Genomic DNA, 23,178 nt, shown 5'->3' on the forward strand with positions numbered 1-23,178 from the left:
AATGCAACTTTTGAAAGTACTGGCGCGGGTACTGGAATACCCCACCGAAGAACTGCAGCAATCCAAAGACGCCCTGGTCGCCGCTGTCCTGGAGGACAGCCGGCTGCCGCGGCAAAACAAGGAACAACTGCTGACCTGTATTGACCGCCTGTGCGATGGTGACCTGATGGATCTTCAGGAAGCCTACGTAGGCACCTTCGACCGGGGCCGGGCGACCTCCCTGCTGCTGTTCGAACACGTGCACGGCGAATCCCGCGACCGCGGCCAGGCCATGGTGGACCTGATGGAGCAATACCGGGCCAACGGCCTGGAGATTGATGCCAAAGAACTGCCGGATTACCTGCCGCTGTTTCTGGAATACCTTTCCACTCGCCCGTGGGAAGAAATCCGCAACTGGCTGGAAGATATTCACCACATTCTGGGGTTGCTTGGAGAGCGCCTGTACCAGCGTGAAAGCCTCTACCACGTTGCGATGGATTCCCTGCTGGTGTTGTCCGGCCGCAAGGCCGACCGCCAGGAACTGGCTCAGCTCGTTGCCTCGGAAGAGCGCGACGACACCCCCGAAGCACTGGACAAGGTCTGGGAAGAGGAAATGGTGAAATTTGTGGATGACCAGGGCAGCTCCTGTGGCACCGGTGGCGTGGTTGGACAGCGCCGCCGCGAACTGGAACAGACCCAGACCATTCACCTGAGTGATCAGCTGATGACGGACGCAACGCCCCGTCCGGCAGGGCGCGCCTGAGGCGCAGGAGGAAAAGACAATGTCCTATATCAACACACTCTTGTTCGGAATCTATCCCTACATCGCCCTGCTGGTACTGTTTGTCGGTACCTGGGCGCGTTATGACCATGGCCAGTTCACCTGGAAAGCCCATTCCAGCCAGATGCTGCGCAAGAAAAACATGGTGATGGCCAGCGTGCTGTTCCACGTCGGCGTACTGGTGATCTTCTTCGGCCACCTGGTGGGCCTGCTTACTCCGCACTGGGCCTACGAGTGGATCATCACCCCGGGCCAGAAACAGGTGATGGCGATCTTGGTGGGCGGTATCGCAGGTATCATGGCCATCATCGGTGGCGGCATGCTCGCCTGGCGTCGTATGACCGACCCGCGGGTTCAGGCCAGCAGCACCTTCGCTGACAACATGATCATCATCATTCTGGTGGTTCAGCTGGTCCTCGGTATGCTCACCATCCTGCCCACCATGGGCCACCTCGACGGCAGCACCATGCTCAAGTTCTCCGCCTGGGCCCAGGGCGTCTTCACCCTGGAAGGATCTGGCATCGCCGCCTACATTGCCGACGTGCACTGGATCTACAAGACCCACATCTTCCTGGGCCTGACCATCTTCGTACTCTTCCCGTTCACCCGACTGGTGCACATGCTTAGCGTGCCAGTGGAGTATTTCGGGCGGAAGTACCAGGTGGTTCGCAAGCGCGCCTGAACGGATACAGCCACCCTCTCTTTCCGGGAGGGTGGCTGGCAAACTGATTGACGGAGAGTCGCACCATGCAACTGATCCCCACCGGCGAAGCCGGCAAACCCAGAAACCAGTTCCCGCCGGTCTATGTGGGTGAGACTCTCATCCACGAAGACGACATTGCCCGGGAAATGCAGCACCACCCCTCGGAAGAGCTGGCAGAAGCCTGGCACGAAGCTGCCAGAAGTCTTGCCATCCGTGAACTGTTACTGCAACAGGCCAGCCGCCTGAACCTTGACAGCATCGTAGACGAAGAAGACCGGATAGCCCGGGTGCTGGAACTCGAGCTCAAAGTGCCAGACCCGAGCGAACAGGACTGCGAACGCTTCTACGCCGCCAATCCCGGCCGCTTCTGCAGCCCTACCATCATGGCCGTTAGCCACATATTGCTGGCTGCCGCTCCGGATGATATTGAAGAGCGCATGCGTCAGGAAGAAGCTGGCCGACAGCTGCTGTCTGCCCTCCTGGACGGCCGCTCGCAGTTCAACGAATTGGCTAAACAGTATTCCGCCTGCGAATCCCGGCACCAGGGCGGCAGCCTCGGCCAGATCAGCAAAGGCCAGACCGTCGAAGAATTCGAACGCCCGGTCCTGAGCCTGAACGAAGGCCTCCACCCCGAGCTGATCGAAAGCCGCTATGGCTGGCACATCGTTCGAGTAGACCAGCGAATCAACGGCGAACTGCTGCCTTATGAACATGTAAAACCCCAGATTCGCCAGTACCTGAGCGAAAGCGTGACCCGCCGGGCATTCCGGCAATACCTCCAGGTATTGGCTGCGGAAACCGGTGTGGAGGGCGTGGATCTGGAGCTGCCGGATTCGCCTTTGATGCAGTGACTGCTTGGTTAGCAAAGCGAATAATTGAGCTAAGTCAATTACCCAGGAATAACCCCAAGGATACCCCCATCGGGGGAGCGATTTTTCATCAGTATCCTTCTAGTATTTAAAATAAGATTTTGAATGCATGAATATGCAGAGAGGGTACACCCATGGCCATGACACAAACTGCTGAACAGCGATATACCAAGCCGGTGCTTGTCGCCATCAACAAACCACTTGATGAAGAAGACAGCCTGGAAGCGCTTCGCAGCCATGCCCTGTTCTGCAATCTGCGCCCGAAAGACCTCGATAGTCTGATCCAGCAATCGCGCCGGCTGAGACTCGGTCACCACCAGCTGCTCTACCGTCAGGATATGCCGGCCCATCACTTCTTCTTTGTGATTTCTGGTCGCCTGCGTCTGTATCGCCTCGATTCCTCCGGCGTAGACCGAACCCTTGACAGTATTGCACCCGGGGACTGTTTTGCCGAAGTCATGATTTATGCCAATCCGCCCAGGTATGCATGCTACGCAGAGGCCCTGAAGTCCAGCGAAGTGCTCATGATCCCGGTTAAAGCTTATCGGGAATTGCTGGATCGGAATCCCGAGTATGCCCAGGCGGCCCTGAGCCACTACGCCATGCGTGCGGTGTCCAGATTCCACGATCTTGAGATCATGACCGTCCAGAATGCCCGGGATCGTTTGATTCGTTACCTCATTGATTTGCTGCCGAACGGCGCGGAGGAAGGTGGCGAAGTCGAGTTGCCGTTGCCCAAATGCCTGGTGGCTTCACGCCTGGCCATGCAGCCCGAGACTTTCTCCAGAATACTGGCAGATCTCAAGTCTAATGGTTTGATCAGAGTGAATCGCAGCAAGCTCTTTATTTCCGACCCTCAGCGGCTGATCGCTATCAGCCAATAGCCTCTCCGGGCCTCCGGGCCCGGCTTTTTTGACCGCCTTGAACATCAGGGGATAGTGATGATCAGCAGTTACCAGGATCTTGTTCAGGCCAGCCGGAAAGAACCGGAGCCCCAGCGGTTTCTGTTCGTTTTTTGCAAAGCCGAATTACCAGACGACGCCAGTGCCGCAGAACGGGCTGCTTTTGAACGCGGCGAGGGTGGCGCACTGACGCCGGTTATCTGTGTCGACAAAACCCCCGATGAGGTTCCTTATTTCGATGTGTTAGCGGAGGAATCCCGCGCGACAGGCCAGGACTGGGACATGGTATTTGTCGCGGCCATGTCGGGCCGTGGCGGCCATGCTCCTTCCAGTGATGAGGCCCAGCAACCCCTGACCATGATGGTGGAAAGCATCCGCATGGGGCATCTGGGCAATTACCTTCCCCTCAACAAAGCCGGCCACGCCATTAGCCTTGACTGAACTCAAGGCGCCTCTGTTTGGCCGAGGACTATCCTCAAAGAGGTATTTGATTTTCCTCAAAATTGAACGACCCTTGATGTAATCCATGGGGTATTGGGAGTTGTAGTGAGAAACGTCCTCCGTTGTGCGCTATCCATCTTGATGATACTTGCTGCTTCGCTGAGCTGGGCCCAGCCGTTATCGGAATACAGCCCTCCGGCCGGACGCCAGCTTATCGAAAAAGCCTTCCCGGAAGCGACAGAACTCCAGCCGATGGAGGGCAACCGTGCCATCCAGCAGGTGTATTCCGGTGAGGAGCTTATAGGCTACGCCTACCAGTCCCTGGACTTTGTCCAGACCCCCGCCTATTCCGGCAAGCCCCTGAATGCCATGGTGGTGCTCGATACCGCCGGAGAAATTCGTGCCGCCAAAGTCATACATCACGATGAACCCATCCTGCTGGTGGGTATCCCCGAAAGCAAGATGCATGAGTTCACTGACCAGTACACCGGTCTGAAAGCCGACCAGCGGGTGACCGTTGGGGGCACGTCTACCGAACGCAAGGTGGCGGTGGATGGCTTGTCCGGCGCTACGGTCACCGTGATGGTTATTAACGAAGTCATCATGCGCACTGCCCACCGGGTGGGGGTCGAGATTGGGTTGATTGAAGGTGGCAAAAGCAACCGTCCGCCCATGGCCAATGTGAACTCGGAACAGTTTCAGGAGAAGTCCTGGCAGGAGTTGACCGGTGACGGTTCCATTCGCCGCCTGGTGTTGACCAAAGGGCAGGTCGACGACTCTTTTGTGGGGACCCCTGCCGAGGGCATCGAAACTGCAGACGCGGGCGAACGCGGTGACACCCTGATCGATCTCTACGCCGCCTATCTGGATGCGCCGACCATCGGCCGCAATCTGTTGGGTGAGAGCCAGTACCAGTGGCTGATGTCGGAACTGCAAGAGGGTGAACATGCCATTGCGGTTATGGCCAACGGCGAATACTCCTTCAAAGGCTCAGGCTATGTGCGGGGCGGCATTTTCGACCGGGTGCAGATCCGCCAGTTCGGCGACACCTTCAACTTCCGGGATCTGGATTTCCACCGGCTCAGTGACGTCTACGCCGAGGGCATGCCCGAGTTTTCGGAAATGGCGATCTTTATTGTGCGCCAGCAGTACAACTTCGACCCTGGCACCCCGTGGACGCTGGAACTGACGGTCAAGCGCCAGACTGGCCCGCTCGACAGCGAATTTCAGGTGTTTCCGCTGGAGTACCAGTTGCCGGACCAGTATTACACCCGTCCGGAGCCTGTATTGACCGAGGAAGAATGGCTCGAAACCCAGCCGCTGTGGATTCAGGTGTGGTACCAGAAGCAGTTCCAGATCACCGTGCTGGGTCTTGGTATAGCCGTACTGCTGTTCATCCTGTTCTTCCAGGACTGGCTGGTTCAGAAGCCGAAAATGATGCGCTGGATTCGCCATGGCTTCCTGGTTTACACCCTGTTCTTCATTGGCTGGTATGCCCTGGGTCAGCTTTCCATCGTCAATGTGCTGACGTTTGTGAACAGCCTGATCAGCGGCTTCAAATGGGAAACCTTCCTGATCGATCCGATCATGTTCGTACTCTGGGCCGTGGTGGCTGGCATCGTCCTGCTATGGGGTCGGGCGGTCTACTGTGGCTGGCTATGCCCGTTCGGCGCCCTGCAGGAGTTGATCAATGAAATCGCCCGCAAGCTCAAGGTACCGCAGTACACCGTGCCTTTTGCCTGGCACGAGCGCCTGTGGGCCATCAAGTACATCATCCTGCTGGTGCTGTTTGGTATTTCTCTGGAGTCCATGGCCACCGCCGAGCGCATGGCGGAAGTGGAGCCGTTCAAGACCGCCATTACCCTGCACTTTGATCGCACCTGGCCATTCGTGACCTACGCTGTGCTGTTGCTGGTGGTCAATATCTTCACCCGCAAGGTGTACTGCCGCTACCTGTGCCCGCTGGGTGCCGCCCTGGCATTGCCCACCAAACTGCGAGTGTTTGACTGGCTCAAGCGTCGCAAGGAATGCGGTAACCCCTGCCGTCTCTGCGACAAGGAATGCGAAGTCCAGGCTATCCATCCGGATGGACACATCAACTACATGGAATGTCACTACTGCCTGGATTGCCAGATGACCTATTTCGATGACCACAAGTGCCCGCCGCTGATCGTGAAGCGCCGTGGCAAGCGCCGTGGTCATAACGCACCCGGCCACCCTGAGGAAATTCCGGTGGTGCAGGTGAACTGAGTAGTCCCGAGGAGCCAACCATAAGGCCCCGGAAAGCCATGAGAAGCAATAACCGCCATAACCAATAACGGAGTTGGATGCTATGAAAAAAAGAGATGATCTGACCAAGGACACGCCGGAGGTTTCCGAAGGTGGTCTGAGCCGTCGTCGCTTTATGGGTGCGGCTGCGCTGGCCGGTGTCGCTGGTGCAACCGGTCTGGGCACCTCGGTCATGTCCCGTGAGACCTGGGCTGCAGCTGCTGAAGAAGCCCGCAACAAGGCTCACGTCGCCCCGGGCGAGCTGGATGAGTACTACGGTTTCTGGAGTGGTGGCCACCAGGGCGAAGTGCGCGTGCTTGGCGTGCCCTCCATGCGTGAACTGATGCGTATTCCGGTATTTAACGTGGATTCCGCAACGGGTTGGGGTATTACCAATGAAAGTAAGGAAATCCTGGGCGGTGATCAGCAGTACCTGAACGGCGACTGCCACCACCCGCACATTTCCATGACTGACGGTCGTTACGATGGTAAGTACCTGTTTATCAACGACAAGGCCAACACCCGGGTTGCCCGTATCCGTCTGGATATCATGAAGACGGACAAGATTACCCACATCCCGAACGTTCAGGCCATCCATGGTCTGCGCCTGCAGAAAGTACCCAAGACCAACTACGTGTTCTGTAACGCCGAGTTCGTCATCCCGCAGCCCAACGACGGCACGGATTTCAGCCTGGACAACAGCTACACCATGTTCACCGCCATCGACGCAGAAACCATGGATGTGGCCTGGCAGGTCATCGTTGACGGTAACCTGGATAACACCGATGCCGACTATACCGGCAAGTACGCTGCTTCTACCTGTTACAACTCAGAGCGTGCCGTTGATCTTGCGGGCACCATGCGTAACGACCGCGACTGGGTGGTTGTGTTCAATGTGGAGCGCATTGCTGCAGCGGTAAAAGCCGGCAACTTCAAGACCATTGGCGATTCCAAGGTGCCGGTTGTCGACGGCCGAGGCGAATCCGAATTCACCCGCTATATTCCTGTGCCGAAGAACCCGCACGGTCTGAACACCTCTCCCGATGGCAAGTACTTCATTGCCAACGGCAAGCTGTCACCAACGGTATCCGTGATTGCCATTGATAAACTGGACGATCTGTTCGAAGACAAGATCGAACTGCGCGACACCATCGTGGCCGAGCCGGAGCTGGGTCTCGGACCCCTGCACACTACCTTCGACGGCCGTGGCAATGCCTACACCACGCTGTTTATCGACAGCCAGGTGTGCAAGTGGAATATTGCCGATGCCATCAAGCACTACAACGGTGACAAGGTAAATTACATCCGTCAGAAGCTGGACGTGCAGTATCAGCCGGGCCACAACCACGCATCGCTGACTGAATCCCGCGATGCTGATGGCAAATGGCTGGTTGTTCTGTCCAAGTTCTCGAAAGACCGTTTCCTGCCGGTTGGCCCGCTCCATCCTGAGAACGATCAGCTGATCGATATTTCCGGTGAGGAAATGAAACTGGTCCACGATGGCCCGACCTATGCCGAGCCGCATGACTGTATCCTGGTACGTCGTGATCAGATCAAGACCAAGAAGATATACGAGCGCAACGACCCCTACTTCGCCAGCTGTCGTGCCCAGGCGGAGAAGGACGGTGTGACTCTGGAATCCGACAACAAGGTCATCCGTGATGGCAACAAGGTACGTGTTTACATGACCTCCGTTGCGCCTCAGTACGGTATGACCGAGTTCAAGGTGAAGGAGGGTGATGAAGTCACTGTGTATATCACCAACCTCGATATGGTTGAGGACGTGACCCACGGCTTCTGTATGGTGAACCATGGTGTGAGTATGGAGATCAGCCCGCAGCAGACCGCTTCCGTGACCTTTACGGCAGGTAAGCCAGGGGTTTACTGGTACTACTGCAACTGGTTCTGTCATGCTCTCCACATGGAGATGGGCGGGCGGATGCTCGTCGAAAAGGCCTGATAGAGAGTTGCCTGACTTGGGGTCCCGTTTTCGGGGCCCTAGTGTCCCGTCTGGCTAATTCCTTAACCTACTGAGCTTCTGAAAAACCGAAGAGCTAGGCGTGCTGGTGAAGGTTTGGTGGTTCCAAATCGAGCCAGCAGAACGACGTTCTTCGGTTTTTCAGAAGCTCCCGGAGGGCTTGTCTCTGAGGACTCTGAGCCCTGTGTTGCCAGTCCTTGATGTGGAACCACCACATCTGCAGACTGGCGCCTTGGTCAGAGTCCTCAGAGGCAAGCAGTAGATTAAGGAATTAGCCAGACGGGACACTAGTTGCTTATCACTATCTCGAGATCTATTGATGTATCAACTATTGCGTTATGGAGTGGTCCTGTCAGTCGCTCTGTTTGCGCTCTCCGCCAACGCGGACCTGCAGCAAGAGCTGGATAACCTGGCCCCGGGCTCGTCGTTTCAACTTCCTCCGGAAACTCTGTCTCCACTGGCTATCAGGGTGCCCGGGGTATCTGTGTCCTGCGCTCCGGAAACGGTGATTGACGGTGGCGGGCAGGGCAATGCGGTTGAGATTCTGGCAGAGGCGATCACCTTTTCCGGTTGCCAGGTTCGCAATTGGGGCAAAGACCTGAACGAACTGGATGCGGGAATTTTCGTGGCCCGCGTAGCGCAGGGTTCGGTGGTGGAAAACAACCGTCTTCAGGGCCCGGCATTCGGCGTGTGGCTGGATGCAACACCGGATGTGACCGTGCGGGAGAATCACATTCGCGGTGATACCAGCTTGCGGTCCCAGGATCGTGGCAATGGCATTCACCTGTTCAACACCACGGGTGCGCTGATTGAAGGTAACGATATCAGTGAGACCCGGGATGCCATTTATATCGAGACCGCGAACCGAAATACCATTCGCGGCAATGTGATGAGTGACCTCCGGTACGGCATTCATTACATGTATTCGATGCATAACCTGCTGGAAAACAACGTCACCCGGGGCACGCGTACCGGGTATGCGTTAATGCAAAGCAAGTACCTGAAGGTATTCAATAACCGCTCCGAGAATGACGAGAACTACGGCATTCTGATGAACTTCATCACCAACTCCGAGTTGCGCAATAACGTGGTCACCGGAGTGTCCCAGGGTCAGAGTGCCGGAGTGGTCATTTCCGGTGCCGAGGGTAAAGCGGTGTTTATCTACAACTCGCTGTACAACACCTTCGAAGGCAATTATTTCGGCCACAGCAATATCGGTATTCATCTCACTGCGGGTTCCGAGGAAAACCAGGTGTTCAACAACGCCTTTGTGGAAAACCAGCGCCAGGTGAAGTACGTGGCCACTCGCACCCAGTTCTGGGCCGAGGATGGCAAAGGCAACTACTGGAGTGACTACCTGGGCTGGGATCGAAATCAGGACGGCCTCGGCGATGTGCCTTATGAACCGAACGACAACGTGGATCGGCTGCTGTGGAAGTATCCGGAGGCCAAAGTACTGATGTTCAGCCCGGCGGTGGATACCCTGCGTTGGGTCCAGGATGCCTTCCCCGTAGTGAAGTCTGCCGGAGTGAGTGACCCCCATCCTTTGATGCGAATTCCCGACCACCTGCAATCGGAGATCCGATGAACTGTTTTCGACTGGAGAACGTCAGCCACCGTTACGACAAGGCCACGGTGCTACACGGGGTAGATCTTCGGCTGGAGCCGGGGGAAATTCTGGGCCTGTTCGGGCACAACGGGGCGGGAAAGACCACCTCGATCAAGCTTATCCTGGGCCTGATGCAACCGACCGAGGGCAAGGTGTCTGTACTGGAAGGCGCGGCGGGTGATCCGCAGGTAAGCCAGCACATCGGCTACCTGCCAGAGAACGTGATGTTCTACCCGCAGCTGACCGGCCGGGAAATTCTCAGCCACTTTGCCCGCCTCAAAGGCGCGCCGCTGAAGCAGGTGCCTGAACTGTTGGAACAGGTGGGTCTGGGAGATGCCATGGACGCCCGCACCAAAACCTATTCCAAAGGCATGCGCCAGCGTCTTGGCCTGGCCCAGGCCCTGCTCGGCAAGCCCAAATTGCTGATGCTGGACGAACCCACCGTCGGCCTGGACCCGGTTGCAACGGCGGATCTGTACCGTTTGCTGCGCCAGCTTCGGGATGAGGGGGCCGGAATCGTGCTCTGTTCGCATGTATTGCCGGGGGTCGAACCTTACATTGATCGGGCCGCGATTCTGACCGAAGGCGCCCTGAAAGCAGCCGGCGACCTGCCGTCGCTGCGGCGGCAGGCAAACATGCCGGTGACCCTGACCCTGCAGCCTGCCACGAGCCTGTCGGCGTTGGAAAAAGCCATTGACCAGGCCGAGCAGCGTGCCGGATTGATGATGAAAAGTGAAAACGGGCGATTGCAGGTAGACGTGAGACCTCAGGAAAAAATGGAACTGATCAAGACCTTGATGGCCTCCGGCGAAGTGGCAGACCTGGGCATCCATCAGCCCAGCCTGGAAGACATCTACGTACACTTTATTGGCTCGGGTGGCCTGGCCCACCGGGGAGGAAGCCAATGAACGCCATCTGGACCATCGCCCGCAAGGAGCTCAGCGACAGCTTCCGCAACCGCTGGCTGGTTGCCATTTCCCTGGTGTTCGCCACCCTGGCACTGGGCATCGCCTGGTTCGGTGCCGCCGCCTCCGGGCAGGTGGGCTACGCCTCCACACCTGCGACCATTGCCAGCCTGGCCAGCCTGGGGATCTTCCTGATCCCGCTGATTGCACTGTTGTTGGCCTACGACGCCATCGTGGGGGAAGAGGAGGGCGGCACCCTGTTACTGCTGATGACCTACCCCCTCAGTAAAAGCCAGTTACTGTTGGGCAAATTCCTCGGCCACGGCCTGACCCTGGCGCTGGCTACCATCATCGGCTTCGGTGTGGCTGGTATTGCCATTGCCGTGTTGGTGGAAGATGTTGCCATTGCCGCCCTGGCAGTGGCCATGGGGCGTTTTGTGGGCTCCACCGTTTTGCTGGGCTGGGGCTTTATCGCACTGGCCTACCTGGTGAGCGTACGGGTGAGCGAGAAACCGGTCGCTGCCGGTCTGGCCCTGGCCATCTGGTTCTTTTTTGTACTGATCTTCGACCTGATGCTGCTGGGCACCCTGGTGGCCAGCGAAGGCAAACTGAATCCCGAACTGCTGCCCTGGCTGCTAATGCTAAACCCCACTGACATCTACCGCCTGCTCAACATCGTCGCCTTCGGCGACAGCGGTCAACTCAGTGGCGTACTCAGCCTGGGTGCAGACCTGCCTATCGGCGCTGCGGGCCTTTGGCTAGGCCTGATCCTGTGGTGTGCCATACCCCTGGCCGGCGCACTGTTACTGTTCAAAAACCGACGAATCTGATCCCGACCGGAGACACACAAACATGGCAAACCCAGCAACCAAATGGCTCATCGCCGCCTTCGCCGCCACCCTTCTGGCGGGCTGCTCCGGCAGTGAACCCGAAATCGTTGAAAAACCCGACCCGGTGCACTTTGAATCCGGCGACGAGTGCCACGTCTGCGGCATGGTCATCACCAACTTCCCGGGCCCAAAAGGCCAGGCCTTCACCGAGCGAGAGCAGAACATCCGGAAATTCTGCTCCACCAAAGACATGTTCGCCTGGTTCCTGCAGCCGGAAAACGAAAACCGGGATCACACCCTCTACGTCCACAACATGGCCGAAACCCACTGGGACAGCCCGGATGACACCCACCTGATCGACGCCCGCGAGGCCTTCTACGTGGTCGGCTCAAATCTTAACGGCGCCATGGGCCCAACCCTGGCCTCGTTCGCCAACAAAACCGACGCCACAGACTTCGCGGCCGAGCATGGCGGCAACGTACTGGCGTTTGCCGAGGTCACGCTGGAGCATCTGAATAATGGTATGACGATGCACGACATGAGCGGGATGGATGATATGGCTGGTATGCACGATGCAGATGAAGCTGGAATGGCTGATGATCACATTAGCCACAGTACAGAGCATTAAAGTGGCAGTCCCACAAAAATAAGGTCGAAAGGTCTTAACCTGGGTTTACTGGTCTTGGGAGACTATGTCTCCAAAGTTCGAGAGAGTGGGTGCGGGTAAGCTTTCCAAAAATTTGCGGAGCCAGGGATGGCGGAGCAGAAGCGACACAGGGAAGTGCCGTAAGGAGCGTTTTTTGGAAAGCTTACCCGCACCCGCTCCAACTCCCAAGCTGGCAGCCTGGGTCAGCCGCCAGTCATATTCATAAACCGAAGAATCTGCACATCCCCATTGCTGGAAAAATGATGCCGCTCCGGCTTCAGATCCATGGCCTTGATGATCGCCTCCTGCAGCTTGTCATCCGTCACCGGATGCCCCCGCAACACCCGGCGAAGATCCACTGAATGCTCATTGCCCAGGCACAGCAGCAGACGCCCCTCCACCGTCACCCGAACCCGATTGCAGGTCGAACAGAAATTGTGGGAATGCGGCGAAATGAACCCGACACGAACCTCGCTGTCCGGCATCCGGAAATAACGCGCGGGGCCACCGGAATCCTCAGTTGCCGGAATCAGCTCATGGTGCCTGCGGATAATGTCGCGCACCTCCTCACTGGTGCACAGCGCCAAACCACGGTCGTGCTCCGAAATCTCCCCCAGCGGCATCTCCTCGATAAAGCTGATGTCTACCTGCTTTTGACGGGCAAACTCAATCAGCTCCGGAATCTCCTCGTCGTTGCGGCCTTTCATCACCACCGTGTTCAACTTGATGCCACGGAAGCCGGCGTCCCGGGCGGCATCAATACCATCGAGAACCTGGCTGAGATTACCGGTGCGGGTAATGGCGCGGAATTTGTCAGCGTCCAGGGAATCCAGACTGATATTGAGGCGGTGCAAACCGGCTTTGCGCAATGGTTCCGCCATGGTGGGCAACTGACTGCCGTTGGTGGTCATGGCGAAGTCACGGAGGCCATAAGTGCCGACTTCGCGCACCAGTTCCAGGATGTCTCGTCGCACCAGCGGCTCTCCGCCGGTCAGCCGGATCTTCTCCGTGCCCAGAGCAACAAAATTCCGTGCCAGCCGTGCGATCTCTTCAAGGGTCAATACCTGTTGGCGTGGCAGAAAGGTCATGTCTTCCGCCATGCAATACACGCAGCGAAAATCGCAGCGGTCAGTTACCGACAGGCGTACATAGTTTACCGTGCGGCCAAAGCGATCTGTCAGTCTGGTCTGGGGCATTGAAGCCGTGTCCTGTTGCAATATCACCATAAGTTTAGGCCAAGTATGGCAAACCCGCTGGCGGATTCCGATACCCCTCGGGGAGTATTCCCTGTCACCTTGCATAGCCAATGGTTTTGATCTATAACACGTATAACAGATGTATGTTAACGGTGTTGTCTGCGGTTGGTATCAGGATTTTGCCGATTTAAAACGTATTAAAGGTGCAGGAGATAGTGATGTGGCTTTACGAAAAATGGCTCGCTCGTGCTAATGCCGGCGTACTGGTGAGTGTGCTCGGTTTGCTGGTAACCATTGCTCTGGCGTATCCGCTTGCAGCCAGGTTGCCAATGGCCATTCAGGTAATGGCTCATATGGGGACTTTAATCTTCGCAGTGGGGGTGAAAATCGCGTATGTCGCCCGTCTTGCATTCCTCAGTAAACTGGGGAGACCTGTACACTGAATCACGGTAGAATAGATGCAGTTATGAACGGTCAAGAGGCCCACGCCATGGGCGCACAACCAGGCAAAACCGGTTTCCGGATTCTTGCGTATATGAGTGTGGGGCTGGCAGCAGCAGGCGTGGTTTTGCCGCTTTTGCCAACCACCCCCTTTGTTATCCTCGCGGCCTTTTTTGCCAGCAAGAGCTCCCCGGCATTTGCCAGGTGGCTGGAAGACCACCCGACTTTCGGCCCGGCGATTGAAGAATGGCGTGCCCGGCGAGCCATTCCGCGCAAGGCCAAGTTGATGGCGTTTGCCATGATGGGGTTGAGTTGGTGCATGCTGGCCTGGCTCGGGTCACCAGTTGTGGTACTGGCTATCTCGGGGCTGTTTTTGTTGGGTGTAGCCGGGTACATGCTGAGCCGGCCATCCTATTGATGATTTCTGTCATTTTGGAGTTATGAATGCACATCACCCGTTACACCGATTATTCACTCAGAGTGCTGATCTATCTGGCTGCAGAGGGTGATCGTCTGGCGACCATCCAGGAAATTGCCGACAGCTACGACATCTCCAAGAATCACCTGATGAAGGTGGTTCACCAACTGAACAAGAAAGGCTACATCGAGACCATCCGTGGCAAGAAGGGCGGAATGAGGCTGCATATGGCGCCTCAGGATATCAATATCGGAATCCTGGTGCGCGAGACCGAGCAGGATCTCAGTATCGTGGAATGCTTCTCCTCCAAAAATGCCTGCAAGATCACTCCGGTATGCGGACTTAAATCCATGTTTGGTGAAGCCCTGAAAGCCTTCCTTGAAGTGCTTGATCGATACACGCTCGCCGACGTGATTCAGGACCACCACCGACCACAGCTGTTGCGACTGCTCCAGATTGCTTGATTGCTGAACTGACGCACTGCTGTATTTGCAGTGCGTCAGACCTCCCAGGCTTCAAACGAGTATCCAGAGTTATACGTTTACGGGGTTCGCGGATCTCCGTTCCGGCAGTGAATATCGCAGGACTCTCTGCAGCACAGTTTGATACTGGCTCATAAATGAGCCGGTGTTGTAGTGAATGCCATACTTGCGACAGATTTCCTGTACCCGCTCGGAAATCTCCGGGTATCGGTGTGCTGGCAGATCCGGAAATACGTGATGCTCGATCTGGTAGCTCAAGTGACCACTCAGAATATGCAGCCAGCGGCCACCGGTGAAGTTGGAAGAGCCGGTAAGCTGGCGCAGATACCAGTGGCCCTTGCTCTCACCTTCGCATTCCCGCTCTGTAAAGGTTTCTGCATCCTGAGTGAAGTGGCCGCAGAAAATCACCGTTGAGGCCCAGAGGTTCCGGATCAGGTTGGCCCCCACGTTGCCGGCCAGCACGATAGGGGCCACCGGCAGAGTCAGTAATGGAAAGAAAACGTAATCCTTGAACGCCTGGCGGCCACCTTTACGGACAAAGTCTTTCAGGAACGGCAGCTTCTCGCGCCAGGAAATTTCCCGGCGGCGAAGTTTCTCGGTTTCCAGTTCATGCAAACCCACGCCCCACTGAAAGAACACACTCAGCAGAATGTAGTTGATGAACTGCAGTGTGTGCCAGGGTTTCCAGGGCTCGTCGTCACTCAGGCGCAGCACCGCATAGCCGTAATCCCGGTCTTTACCGATGATGTTGGTGTAGGTGTGGTGCTCGTAATTGTGAGTCCGGCGCCAGGATTCACTGGTACAGACCGTATCCCACTCGTAGGTCTGTGAGTTGAGGGTGGGATCGTTCATCCAGTCGTACTGGCCATGCATCACGTTGTGGCCAATTTCCATATTCTCCAGAATTTTGGCCACGCCGAGGGTGGCCGTTGCCGCCACAAACACCGGCGGAATGAAGCCGAATGGCATCATCACCCGGCCGCCGACTTCAAGTGCCCGATGCAGGCGAACGATCTTGCGAATGTAGCGGGCATCCCGCTCGCCGAGATCGGCCAAGACCTCATCACGTACCGCATCCAGGTCTTTCTGGAGTTCGTTGAGCTGTTGTTCGTCAAGTTGGATCATAAGGTCTCCTTGCGGCTTTCAGAGGCCGCGCTCGAATTCTGTGTGTCAGGCTTCCAGAGTCACCGGGCCACGGGGTACGGAAATGCAGAGTTGAACGCTTTCCTCTCCGGGGCCGGAGGCTTTACCTGTCAGCCGGTTAATCACGGTCCCGCTGGTTTTACGGCAGCTGCATTGGTGGCAGATGCCCATACGGCAGCCGTATTGAGGTTTGAGGCCCGCGGCTTCTGCGATCTCCAGCAGCGTGGCATCGCCGGAAGAATCCACATTGAGATCCGCACGGGCAAAACTCACCTCGCCGCCGAGTGTTTCATCACCGAGGAGGGAGGAAACCGGAGGGGCGAAAAACGTACAGTGAATCTGTTCTTCGCCGAGACCGCGCTGGTAAAGCAGGTCATTGGCGAGATCCATCAGCCCGCCCGGTCCGCACAGATAAACCTCCCGGGCTTTCAGGCCGGGCACGGAATCCAGGTCGGCGTCGTTGAGGTAGCGCGGCTCGTCGGTTTCGTGGGTGCATATAATACGGACCGAGAGTGCCGAGTATCTTGCCGCTAGTGCTTCCAGTTTTTCACTGGCGATCACGTCCTCCTGAGTGCGAACAAAGTAGAGCAGCGTGACCGGTGCCCGGAAGTGCCCTGCCGCCATGGTCTCCAGCAGGCTTAGAATCGGCGTAATGCCGCTGCCCCCGGCAATAAACAGCACCGGTTTGGGCATGGCTGGCATCAGAAAGTCGCCAAAGGCTTCGGTCAGGCCCAGCACCGCGCCTTCGTCCAACTGATCATGCAGCCAGTTGGTCACCAGCCCTCCTGGCAGGCGTTTGATGGTCAGTGTGACCACGCCGTCGTTCTGCCAGAGCAGGGGGGAGCTGGACAGACTGAAGGTGCGTTGGCGTCGCACACCATCAATATCTACACAGATGTTCACGTGCTGGCCGGCACGAAAGCCGCTCCATCGGCTGGCAGGCCGGAGCACAAAGGTCTTGGTGTCGTGAGTCTCGACCAGAATACGCTCTACCCGTGCAGGTGTGTACGCCTGTATCCACATCGGATTAATGGCCTCTGCCAGTGGATCAAAATAACTGGCAGGGTTGCTTCGGTTCAGTAACTGTCGGCCAAGCCAGTGCATGGCGCGGGTCTGGTTCATTTTTGCCAACATAGGTTTTCTCCAAGGTTTGTACCTGATCGTTGGTAACGATGTGTACACTTGTTCACTTATGTGTACGACTGTACACAGTGAGGGTTGTCGTAACAATCAGGGGGCGCTTCGTTGGCTCGAAATGACAAGTTTTGCGGACTTTTCTGCCGTCAGATGTGTACACTTGTTACCGCAACTATCGTGATAGGAAGACTATGGCAGACAGACCGAAACGCAGGCCCGGCGAAACCCGAGAGAAGCTGATGAACGCAGCGCTGACTCTGGTGGGCAAGGGGCGACACTTTGCCAGCCTCGGTATTCGGGAAGTGACCCGGCAGGCCGGCGTGGTGCCAACGTCGTTCTATCGCCACTTTCGCAGCATGGACGACCTGGGTTTGCAGCTGGTGGACGAGCTAGGGCTGGTCCTCAGGCGGATGATGAGGGAGGCCCGGGCCAACGTGTTGCAGGCCGACAAGCTGATTGAGGAATCGGTGGGTATCTTTGTGGCCCATGCCCAGGCCAACCGCAGTTTTTTTCTGTTTATGGCGCAGGGGCTGGCAGGCGAGAGCCGGGCCGTTCAGGAAGGGATTCGCAGCGAGATGCGGTTTTTTGCCAGCGAATTGGCCAATGACTTACGCCGGCTCCGGCTCATGGAACACCTGAGCGATGCCGATCTGGAGTTGACCTGTGATCTGGTGGTGCGCACCGTGGCCTTCAGTCTGACCGATCTGCTCAGCATTTCCGAAGACGACGATTATCAGATCGGCCAGGTGCGAAAACGCACCACCCGATTCCTGCAGATGATTTTTGTCGGGGCTGGTCACTGGCAAAGCGACTGACCCCGTCCTGGGTTACTTGCGGGTTCGGGCGCGCTTCTTCTTCGGCGGCAGTATCAGCGATTCCAGCTCATCCAGAGCCTCACCGGTATAAACCGCCAGTTTCTGCATGCTCGGCAGCGTATCCCGGCAGCCGGTAAAACCGAAATTCAGCGATCCGGCATAGCTCAGGCAGGTGATGTTCAGGGCGCCGCCGTGAGCGATCAGCGATACCGGATACATGGCCTCAAGCCGGGCACCTTCATAATACAGCGTGTCTTCCGGGCCGGGCACGTTGGAAATGGTCACGTTGAAGACGGGGCGCATCCTCCCCCCGAGACCTGACATCAACTGCAGAATGTAGGGTGACATCAGCAGCATGGTGTACTGGGTCAGGGCACTTTTGGGAAGTTTCTGCAGGTGCTCCTTGGCCCGTCGGGTCGAGGTTTTGATCTGTTGCAGGCGGTTCAACGGGTCAGCTTCGTCGGTGGCCAGCGAGGCAATCATGAAACTGATCTGGGTGCCCGTACCCTCGTCGTCTGCCGGCCGGATATTCACCGGTATACCAGCCGTCAGCGGGTTGTCGGGCAGATTGTTCTGCTCGGCCAGAAAGCGACGCAATGCTGTGCCACACAGGTAAAGCACGATGTCGTTCAAGGAGCCGCCGGAAGCATGGGCCAGGTTTTTCAGTCGGTCCAGTTGATAATGCTGGGTGGCGAAACGTCGCTGCGCGGTAACCCGGTGATTGAGCACCGAAACCGGGCCTGTGAAGGGCGCGGTCAGTCCGTCTTCCGGATGTCGAACCGAATGCACCAGGCGATTGCCGGCCTGCCATAGCCTGGGGGCCATGTCTGCCTGGAGTTTCAGGGCGTCCATGGCCTGGGAAACCGCAGCGGGCACGCTGGCCTCTTTGTCGGTTTTTGCGCCACGGCGTTGGTGTGGGCGTACCGTCCAGGGCGGTGGCATATTGCAGCGTTCGGGATCGGTGGTGAGCACCCTTTGCATTAGCCGCACGCCACTGATGCCGTCAATCATCGAGTGGTGCATTTTGGTGTAAAGGGCGAAACGGTTGTTCTCCAGGCCTTCAATAACGTGGCATTCCCAAAGAGGGCGGGAAAAATCCAGGGGGTTAGAGTGCAGTCGGGATACCAGAATACCCAGTTCGCGTTCCCCGCCGGGGCGGGGCAGGGCTGAGTGCCGGACGTGATAATCCAGATCGATATCCTTATCGACTTTCCAGGCCGGGGCGATCACACGCCCGAGGAAACCAGACCATGCCAGTTTGTATCCCCAGGGTGGTGCCACATCGCCGGCTTCTTTCATTCGAGTGACCATGTCACGCAGGAAGGTTTCTGGTGCGCCTTCCGGCAGTGAGAAAATCTGAAGCGTACCCACATGCATCGGGGTGTCTTCAGATTCAACCGCCAGCCAGGAGGCGTCCAGGGTTCCGAGACGTTTCATTCCTTGTCATTCTCCGCCAGTCATTTGTGTTTTGGTTGTTTCCTGCAAGTATACTGATATCGGTAGGTTCACACGATCAAAACCGGGATTGGGCTCCCATCTTTTTGCAGGGTTTCACGGTTACATAATGTCGCGAAGCCGGGCTCCCGGTCAGAAGGTTCGTGTGCTAATTTCTAAGGCCATAGGAACTAACAACAAGAATATTCGGAGGCTTTGTGGAATCCAGCCCGCTGATCTCGGCAGGTTTGCCGATCGCATTGTTCATTATCATGATCGGTATCGGTATGACGCTTACCCTGAGGGATTTTCGCCAGGTGGCGGTGTATCCGAAGGGCATGATTGTGGGCACCTTCGCCCAGATTCTCCTGATGCCGATGGTGGCGTTCGGGCTGGCTTATCTGTTCGGTGTGGCGCCGGCCATTGCCGTTGGTCTGGTGATCATCGCGGCTTGCCCCGGAGGTACCACGTCCAACCTGTTTGTGCTTCTGGCCCGGGGTAATATTGCGCTTTCCATCGTGCTGACGGTCTCCGCCAGCCTGATCACCATTCTTACCCTGCCACTGTTTACCAACATGGCGCTGCAGCATTTCATGGGCACGGAAGAGAACATCTCGCTGCCGGTGGCCATTGGCATGCTGGTGCGAACCCGCAAGCCGGAGCTTGCGCGCAAGGCTGAGAGCCTGGTCAGCATCTTTGGTGGCATCGTGCTGGCAGTGCTGATTGTGGCGCTGCTCTATGGCGTTCGGGACCAGATGTGGGATCTGCTGAAGCAGGCAGGCCCCTCCACTATCGCTCTCAATGTCGCTGGTATCGCCCTGGGCCTGCTGGCGGGCAGGGTGGCCGGACTGACCCAGCGGGAATCCCTGGCGGTGGCGGTGGAACTCGGTGTGAAGAACGGCACCATTGGTTTGATGGTCACCCTCACGTTGCTGGAGTCCAGCACCATGTCGATTCCCGCTGCCGTTTACGGTGTGCTTATGTTCCCCATTGGATTCCTGCTGGCAATGTATGGCCGGAAGGTGATTCCCAAAAGCAATGTGGCACATGCAGACGGGGAATCCTGATTCATGAAGTTTCTGAACGGTGTGACGTTACTGCTGGTTTATCAACTGACAGGCGAGATTCTGGTACGACTTCTCGGGCTGCCGATTCCCGGGCCGGTGCTTGGCATGATCATGCTGTTCGTTACCTTGATGATCCGAGGTAGTGCCCCGGATTCCCTGAGCGAGGCCTCCAGCGCGTTACTGAGCCATCTGTCACTGCTCTTCGTGCCTGCGGGCGTGGGGATGATGACGCATTTCGGGCGTATAGCGGATGAGTGGCTGCCGATCACCCTGGCTCTGTTTCTGAGCACGGTGATCACCATGGTTGCCACGGCGTTGATTATGCAACTGACGACGCGCTGGTTTGTCCGTTCCGTTTCAGAACAAGGTGGGCAGCATGAATGAACCGGGTTTGCGCGACATCTGGGTCTACCTGTCGGCGTCGCCACTGCTAGGGCTGACCATTACTCTGGTGGCCTACGGGCTGGCCTACCGGCTCTATCTGAAAACACATTCCAACCCGTTGGCCAATCCCGTCGTTACTTCGGTGGCGATGCTGATTCTCCTGTTGTTGGCAACGGGCACCTCATACAGCGATTACTTTGAGGGCGGTCAGTTCGTGCATTTTCTGCTGGGGCCGGCAACGGTGGCACTGGCGGTTCCTCTGTATCAGCAGTTTCGACGGCTCCGTCAACTCTGGTTGCCGGTCGCGATATCGTTGATCAGTGGGGTGGTTATTGCTGCTGGCAGTTCGGTGGGCCTGGCAAGGTTGTTGGGGGGTTCCCTGGAAATCCAGATGTCGCTGGCGCCTAAATCGGCAACGGCACCGGTGGCCATGGGTATTTCCGAGAAGATTGGTGGTTTGCCGTCGCTCACGGCGGTGCTGGTGGTGTTGACCGGAATTACCGGTGCGGTGCTGGGCACCAAACTGTTTGAATGGTTGCGCGTGAAAGATGACACCGCAAAAGGGATTGCCATGGGCGTGGCGGCCCATGGTATTGGTACCGCCCGGGCATTCCAGGTCAGTTCCCAGATGGGCGCGTTTTCAGGCCTGGCCATGGCGCTTTCGGCATTCGCCACGGCGCTGCTCGTGCCCTGGCTGGTGGACATGCTGGAAAACTGGTTGCCCATGTAAACGCGCAGTTCTTTCCGGGGTGCCGCTTTACACTCTTTTTATGTCTGTCTGGAATGGCTATGCTCAGCCAATCATTGGCACAACATCAGGGTCTTAACACCATGCAAACCAAGTTCTTGCTCGACGAAGAACAGATGCCCAGGTATTGGTACAACCTGCAGGCGGATTTCCCCGAACCCCTGCCGGCCGTCCTCCACCCGGGAACAAAGCAGCCGGTCGGTCCAACGGATCTGGAGCCATTGTTTCCTGCGTCGCTGATTGAACAGGAAATGACTACGGAACGGGAAGTGGAGATTCCGGAGCCCGTTCGCGATGTTTATCGGATGTGGCGGCCGGCGCCCATGTTTCGGGCGCATCGGCTGGAAAAAGCCCTGGGCACCCCGGCCAAGATCTTCTACAAGTACGAGGGTGGTAGTCCTGCGGGCAGTCACAAACCCAATTCCGCGATTCCTCAGGCCTTTTTTAACCGGGAGGCCGGTATTCGGCGTCTGACGACAGAAACTGGTGCTGGTCAGTGGGGGACCTCGCTGTCGTTTGCAGGCTCCCTGTTCGACATTGATGTGACCGTGTTCCAGGTTCGCGTGTCCTACAACCAGAAGCCCTATCGCCGTGCGGTGATGGAGACCTACGGGGCTAACTGCGTGGCTTCACCATCAGAAATGACGGAGTTTGGTCGTCGGGTGCTGGGGGAAAACCCCGGCCACACCGGCAGTCTCGGTATTGCGATTTCCGAGGCGGTGGAGCTGGCCGTTCAGGATCCGCACACCAAATATGCTCTGGGTTCCGTGCTGAACCATGTCCTGTTGCATCAGACCGTAATCGGCCTGGAGTCCATGAAACAGATGGAGATGGCCGATTGCTGGCCAGACGTGATCGTTGGGTGCACCGGTGGCGGCTCTAATTTCGCGGGTATTGCGTTCCCGTTCATGGGCCATGCGTTGAGAGGCGGGGAGAAGTCCCGGATTGTCGCGGTTGAACCTTCAGCGTGTCCGACGTTGACCCGGGGTAAATACGCCTATGACTACGGCGATACGGCACAAATGACACCACTCACCAAGATGCATACCCTGGGTTCAGGTTTTACACCGCCGGGGTTCCATGCTGGCGGCCTGCGCTATCACGGCATGGCTCCGATGGTGTCGCACGCCAAGGAGCTGGGACTGTTCGATGCTGTTTCCTACACTCAGCGCGAGTGCTTTGAGGCGGGTGTCCTGTTTGCGCGCAACGAAGGGATCGTACCGGCCCCTGAAGCCAATCATGCCGTGAAGGGTGCGATTGACGAGGCGTTGCGGTGCAAGCGCGAGGGCAAGGAGGAAGTAATCCTGTTCAACCTTTGTGGTCACGGGCATTTCGATATGGCGGCCTATACCTCGTATTTTGCCGGTGAACTGAGCGACCATGAGTACGGCGAGCAGGAGCTTGCTATGGCGTTGTCGGGGCTGCCCTCGGTCAGCGTCTGATTGAATTTGCCCCCGGTCAGGCACTGTGCCTGACCGGGTGGCGGCCTCCTGCTCACTTGTCCCTTTCGATCTTCAATGGCTCCAGGCTTCCGGTCCGGAACTTCAATTCCAGTTCCGCACCGTTTTCATCATCGCCTTCCACTTCAATATCGCCATTGCGGTTGACCTTTAGTTCCTCAATAGTGGCCATTCCCTGCTGCTGAGCGGCTTTCAGATAAGAGCGCACATCGTCCGCGCTCACACCGTAGATCTCGCCTTTGGCTTTGCGGCGCTGCTCCCGGTCGATGTCGCCGTTGCCGTTCAGGTCCAGTTCCACGAACCAGTCCTGGCCCATCCAGCCTTCGAGCTCGATTTCATTATCATGGTCGTCGTCAAATTCGATGCTCTGGAAGTGGCTGATACCGTAGTTGTTGCCAACCTGAAGCATGCGGTCCGCATCGTCAAAGCTGCCTTTGGCGAAGGCTGCGGGGGCTGCGACAAGGCCGCTGATCAGCGCGATGGTCAGAGTCTTTTTCATGGTGTTCTCCTTGCTTGTCTGTGTTTGAAAAACTGCCGGTTCT

Annotated in this window: 24 protein-coding genes; 19 read left to right on the forward strand and 5 right to left on the reverse strand. The window is 57.2% G+C overall.

Features of this window, described 5'->3' with window-relative positions:
• Position 1 precedes the first annotated feature (1 nt).
• The 11 genes from narJ (at position 2) to Q669_RS00760 (ending at position 11,893) form a co-directional block, all read left to right on the forward strand.
• Positions 2–742 (forward strand): nitrate reductase molybdenum cofactor assembly chaperone, encoded by a 741-nt coding sequence (gene narJ, locus Q669_RS00710; protein ID WP_022990856.1) that lies wholly within the window; start codon positions 2–4, stop codon positions 740–742.
• 19 nt (positions 743–761) lie between these two features.
• Positions 762–1,442 carry a respiratory nitrate reductase subunit gamma gene (gene narI, locus Q669_RS00715; protein ID WP_022990857.1) on the forward strand — a complete coding sequence of 227 codons (681 nt, stop codon included), beginning with the start codon at positions 762–764 and terminating at the stop codon, positions 1,440–1,442.
• Positions 1,443–1,507: 65 nt separating this feature from the next.
• Positions 1,508–2,314 (forward strand): peptidylprolyl isomerase, encoded by an 807-nt coding sequence (locus Q669_RS00720; protein WP_011786524.1) that lies wholly within the window; start codon positions 1,508–1,510, stop codon positions 2,312–2,314.
• 152 nt (positions 2,315–2,466) lie between these two features.
• Complete coding sequence (locus Q669_RS00725; protein WP_014422450.1) at positions 2,467–3,216, forward strand: Crp/Fnr family transcriptional regulator; 750 nt, start codon at positions 2,467–2,469, stop codon at positions 3,214–3,216.
• 57 nt (positions 3,217–3,273) lie between these two features.
• Positions 3,274–3,675 carry a hypothetical protein gene (locus tag Q669_RS00730; protein ID WP_011786522.1) on the forward strand — a complete coding sequence of 134 codons (402 nt, stop codon included), beginning with the start codon at positions 3,274–3,276 and terminating at the stop codon, positions 3,673–3,675.
• A 141-nt stretch (positions 3,676–3,816) separates the two neighbouring features.
• Positions 3,817–5,925 carry a transcriptional regulator NosR gene (gene nosR, locus Q669_RS00735; RefSeq protein ID WP_022990858.1) on the forward strand — a complete coding sequence of 703 codons (2,109 nt, stop codon included), beginning with the start codon at positions 3,817–3,819 and terminating at the stop codon, positions 5,923–5,925.
• Between the two features lie 82 nt (positions 5,926–6,007).
• Positions 6,008–7,903 carry a TAT-dependent nitrous-oxide reductase gene (gene nosZ / locus Q669_RS00740; protein ID WP_022990859.1) on the forward strand — a complete coding sequence of 632 codons (1,896 nt, stop codon included), beginning with the start codon at positions 6,008–6,010 and terminating at the stop codon, positions 7,901–7,903.
• A 337-nt stretch (positions 7,904–8,240) separates the two neighbouring features.
• Positions 8,241–9,509, forward strand: a complete 1,269-nt coding sequence (locus tag Q669_RS00745; protein ID WP_022990860.1) for a nitrous oxide reductase family maturation protein NosD — start codon at positions 8,241–8,243, stop codon at positions 9,507–9,509.
• On the forward strand, positions 9,506–10,438 hold the full coding sequence (locus Q669_RS00750) for an ABC transporter ATP-binding protein (RefSeq protein WP_022990861.1): 933 nt from the start codon (positions 9,506–9,508) through the stop codon (positions 10,436–10,438). The genes Q669_RS00745 and Q669_RS00750 overlap by 4 nt, the downstream gene beginning before the upstream one ends.
• Positions 10,435–11,265: an ABC transporter permease gene (locus Q669_RS00755; protein ID WP_022990862.1), complete on the forward strand. Its 831-nt coding sequence runs from the start codon at positions 10,435–10,437 to the stop codon at positions 11,263–11,265. The genes Q669_RS00750 and Q669_RS00755 overlap by 4 nt, the downstream gene beginning before the upstream one ends.
• A gap of 22 nt (positions 11,266–11,287) precedes the next feature.
• Entirely contained in the window at positions 11,288–11,893 is a 606-nt protein-coding gene (locus Q669_RS00760) for a nitrous oxide reductase accessory protein NosL (protein ID WP_022990863.1), read from the forward strand.
• Positions 11,894–12,114: 221 nt separating this feature from the next.
• Here the strand turns inward: Q669_RS00760 and moaA are convergent, their stop codons facing one another.
• Positions 12,115–13,107, reverse strand: coding sequence for a GTP 3',8-cyclase MoaA (moaA, locus tag Q669_RS00765; protein WP_022990864.1), 993 nt, complete (start codon positions 13,105–13,107; stop codon positions 12,115–12,117).
• Between the two features lie 218 nt (positions 13,108–13,325).
• Between moaA and Q669_RS00770 the strand changes: the two genes are divergently transcribed.
• Genes Q669_RS00770 through Q669_RS00780 form a run of 3 tightly spaced genes read left to right on the forward strand, consistent with a single transcriptional unit; the run spans position 13,326 to position 14,430 of the window.
• Positions 13,326–13,550 (forward strand): hypothetical protein, encoded by a 225-nt coding sequence (locus Q669_RS00770; protein WP_022990865.1) that lies wholly within the window; start codon positions 13,326–13,328, stop codon positions 13,548–13,550.
• 23 nt (positions 13,551–13,573) lie between these two features.
• Complete coding sequence (locus Q669_RS00775; RefSeq protein ID WP_052000772.1) at positions 13,574–13,966, forward strand: YbaN family protein; 393 nt, start codon at positions 13,574–13,576, stop codon at positions 13,964–13,966.
• A 26-nt stretch (positions 13,967–13,992) separates the two neighbouring features.
• Entirely contained in the window at positions 13,993–14,430 is a 438-nt protein-coding gene (locus tag Q669_RS00780) for an RrF2 family transcriptional regulator (protein WP_011786513.1), read from the forward strand.
• Positions 14,431–14,499: 69 nt separating this feature from the next.
• On the opposite strand, the gene Q669_RS00785 is transcribed toward Q669_RS00780, so the two are convergent.
• Positions 14,500–15,573: a fatty acid desaturase family protein gene (locus Q669_RS00785; RefSeq protein WP_022990867.1), complete on the reverse strand. Its 1,074-nt coding sequence runs from the start codon at positions 15,571–15,573 to the stop codon at positions 14,500–14,502.
• Between the two features lie 45 nt (positions 15,574–15,618).
• A complete protein-coding gene (locus Q669_RS00790) occupies positions 15,619–16,725 on the reverse strand; it encodes a ferredoxin reductase (RefSeq protein ID WP_022990868.1) in 1,107 nt (368 codons plus the stop codon).
• A 194-nt stretch (positions 16,726–16,919) separates the two neighbouring features.
• Here Q669_RS00790 and Q669_RS00795 point away from each other — a divergent pair, with 194 nt between their 5' ends.
• A complete protein-coding gene (locus Q669_RS00795; RefSeq protein ID WP_011786510.1) occupies positions 16,920–17,543 on the forward strand; it encodes a TetR family transcriptional regulator in 624 nt (207 codons plus the stop codon).
• Between the two features lie 12 nt (positions 17,544–17,555).
• On the opposite strand, the gene Q669_RS00800 is transcribed toward Q669_RS00795, so the two are convergent.
• Positions 17,556–18,980, reverse strand: a complete 1,425-nt coding sequence (locus Q669_RS00800) for a WS/DGAT/MGAT family O-acyltransferase (protein ID WP_022990869.1) — start codon at positions 18,978–18,980, stop codon at positions 17,556–17,558.
• Positions 18,981–19,195: 215 nt separating this feature from the next.
• On the opposite strand from Q669_RS00800, the gene Q669_RS00805 reads away from it, so the two are divergent.
• The 4 genes from Q669_RS00805 to Q669_RS00820 all read left to right on the forward strand — a co-directional run bounded on the left by Q669_RS00805 (position 19,196) and on the right by Q669_RS00820 (position 22,618).
• On the forward strand, positions 19,196–20,044 hold the full coding sequence (locus Q669_RS00805) for a bile acid:sodium symporter family protein (RefSeq protein WP_022990870.1): 849 nt from the start codon (positions 19,196–19,198) through the stop codon (positions 20,042–20,044).
• A 3-nt stretch (positions 20,045–20,047) separates the two neighbouring features.
• Positions 20,048–20,428 carry a CidA/LrgA family protein gene (locus Q669_RS00810; protein WP_022990871.1) on the forward strand — a complete coding sequence of 127 codons (381 nt, stop codon included), beginning with the start codon at positions 20,048–20,050 and terminating at the stop codon, positions 20,426–20,428.
• Positions 20,421–21,158: an LrgB family protein gene (locus tag Q669_RS00815; protein WP_022990872.1), complete on the forward strand. Its 738-nt coding sequence runs from the start codon at positions 20,421–20,423 to the stop codon at positions 21,156–21,158. Before Q669_RS00810 ends, Q669_RS00815 begins: the two co-directional genes overlap by 8 nt.
• A gap of 101 nt (positions 21,159–21,259) precedes the next feature.
• The gene (locus tag Q669_RS00820; RefSeq protein ID WP_036148137.1) at positions 21,260–22,618 is read left to right on the forward strand and encodes a TrpB-like pyridoxal phosphate-dependent enzyme; all 1,359 of its coding nucleotides are present in this window, start codon (positions 21,260–21,262) and stop codon (positions 22,616–22,618) included.
• Positions 22,619–22,670: 52 nt separating this feature from the next.
• On the opposite strand, the gene Q669_RS00825 is transcribed toward Q669_RS00820, so the two are convergent.
• On the reverse strand, positions 22,671–23,135 hold the full coding sequence (locus Q669_RS00825; protein ID WP_022990874.1) for a PepSY domain-containing protein: 465 nt from the start codon (positions 23,133–23,135) through the stop codon (positions 22,671–22,673).
• Positions 23,136–23,178: the final 43 nt, after the last annotated feature.

The sequence above is a fragment of the Marinobacter sp. C1S70 genome, from assembly GCF_000475355.1.
Classification (GTDB): Bacteria; Pseudomonadota; Gammaproteobacteria; order Pseudomonadales; family Oleiphilaceae; genus Marinobacter; species Marinobacter nauticus.

Bases quoted from the DNA above. Each gene is read 5' to 3' on its own strand.
- Q669_RS00815 (WP_022990872.1), top strand. From the start codon at position 20,421: ATGAATGAACCGGGTTTGCGCGACATCTGGGTCTACCTGTCGGCGTCG.
- Q669_RS00750 (WP_022990861.1), top strand. From the start codon at position 9,506: ATGAACTGTTTTCGACTGGAGAACGTCAGCCACCGTTACGACAAGGCC.
- narJ (WP_022990856.1), top strand. From the start codon at position 2: ATGCAACTTTTGAAAGTACTGGCGCGGGTACTGGAATACCCCACCGAA.
- Q669_RS00810 (WP_022990871.1), top strand. From the start codon at position 20,048: ATGAAGTTTCTGAACGGTGTGACGTTACTGCTGGTTTATCAACTGACA.
- Q669_RS00780 (WP_011786513.1), top strand. From the start codon at position 13,993: ATGCACATCACCCGTTACACCGATTATTCACTCAGAGTGCTGATCTAT.
- Q669_RS00795 (WP_011786510.1), top strand. From the start codon at position 16,920: ATGGCAGACAGACCGAAACGCAGGCCCGGCGAAACCCGAGAGAAGCTG.
- narI (WP_022990857.1), top strand. From the start codon at position 762: ATGTCCTATATCAACACACTCTTGTTCGGAATCTATCCCTACATCGCC.
- moaA (WP_022990864.1), bottom strand. From the start codon at position 13,107: ATGCCCCAGACCAGACTGACAGATCGCTTTGGCCGCACGGTAAACTAT.
- Q669_RS00725 (WP_014422450.1), top strand. From the start codon at position 2,467: ATGGCCATGACACAAACTGCTGAACAGCGATATACCAAGCCGGTGCTT.
- Q669_RS00790 (WP_022990868.1), bottom strand. From the start codon at position 16,725: ATGTTGGCAAAAATGAACCAGACCCGCGCCATGCACTGGCTTGGCCGA.
- Q669_RS00745 (WP_022990860.1), top strand. From the start codon at position 8,241: ATGTATCAACTATTGCGTTATGGAGTGGTCCTGTCAGTCGCTCTGTTT.
- Q669_RS00775 (WP_052000772.1), top strand. From the start codon at position 13,574: ATGAACGGTCAAGAGGCCCACGCCATGGGCGCACAACCAGGCAAAACC.
- Q669_RS00770 (WP_022990865.1), top strand. From the start codon at position 13,326: ATGTGGCTTTACGAAAAATGGCTCGCTCGTGCTAATGCCGGCGTACTG.
- Q669_RS00720 (WP_011786524.1), top strand. From the start codon at position 1,508: ATGCAACTGATCCCCACCGGCGAAGCCGGCAAACCCAGAAACCAGTTC.
- Q669_RS00760 (WP_022990863.1), top strand. From the start codon at position 11,288: ATGGCAAACCCAGCAACCAAATGGCTCATCGCCGCCTTCGCCGCCACC.
- nosR (WP_022990858.1), top strand. From the start codon at position 3,817: ATGATACTTGCTGCTTCGCTGAGCTGGGCCCAGCCGTTATCGGAATAC.
- Q669_RS00825 (WP_022990874.1), bottom strand. From the start codon at position 23,135: ATGAAAAAGACTCTGACCATCGCGCTGATCAGCGGCCTTGTCGCAGCC.
- Q669_RS00730 (WP_011786522.1), top strand. From the start codon at position 3,274: ATGATCAGCAGTTACCAGGATCTTGTTCAGGCCAGCCGGAAAGAACCG.
- Q669_RS00755 (WP_022990862.1), top strand. From the start codon at position 10,435: ATGAACGCCATCTGGACCATCGCCCGCAAGGAGCTCAGCGACAGCTTC.
- Q669_RS00820 (WP_036148137.1), top strand. From the start codon at position 21,260: ATGCAAACCAAGTTCTTGCTCGACGAAGAACAGATGCCCAGGTATTGG.
- Q669_RS00785 (WP_022990867.1), bottom strand. From the start codon at position 15,573: ATGATCCAACTTGACGAACAACAGCTCAACGAACTCCAGAAAGACCTG.
- Q669_RS00800 (WP_022990869.1), bottom strand. From the start codon at position 18,980: ATGAAACGTCTCGGAACCCTGGACGCCTCCTGGCTGGCGGTTGAATCT.
- nosZ (WP_022990859.1), top strand. From the start codon at position 6,008: ATGAAAAAAAGAGATGATCTGACCAAGGACACGCCGGAGGTTTCCGAA.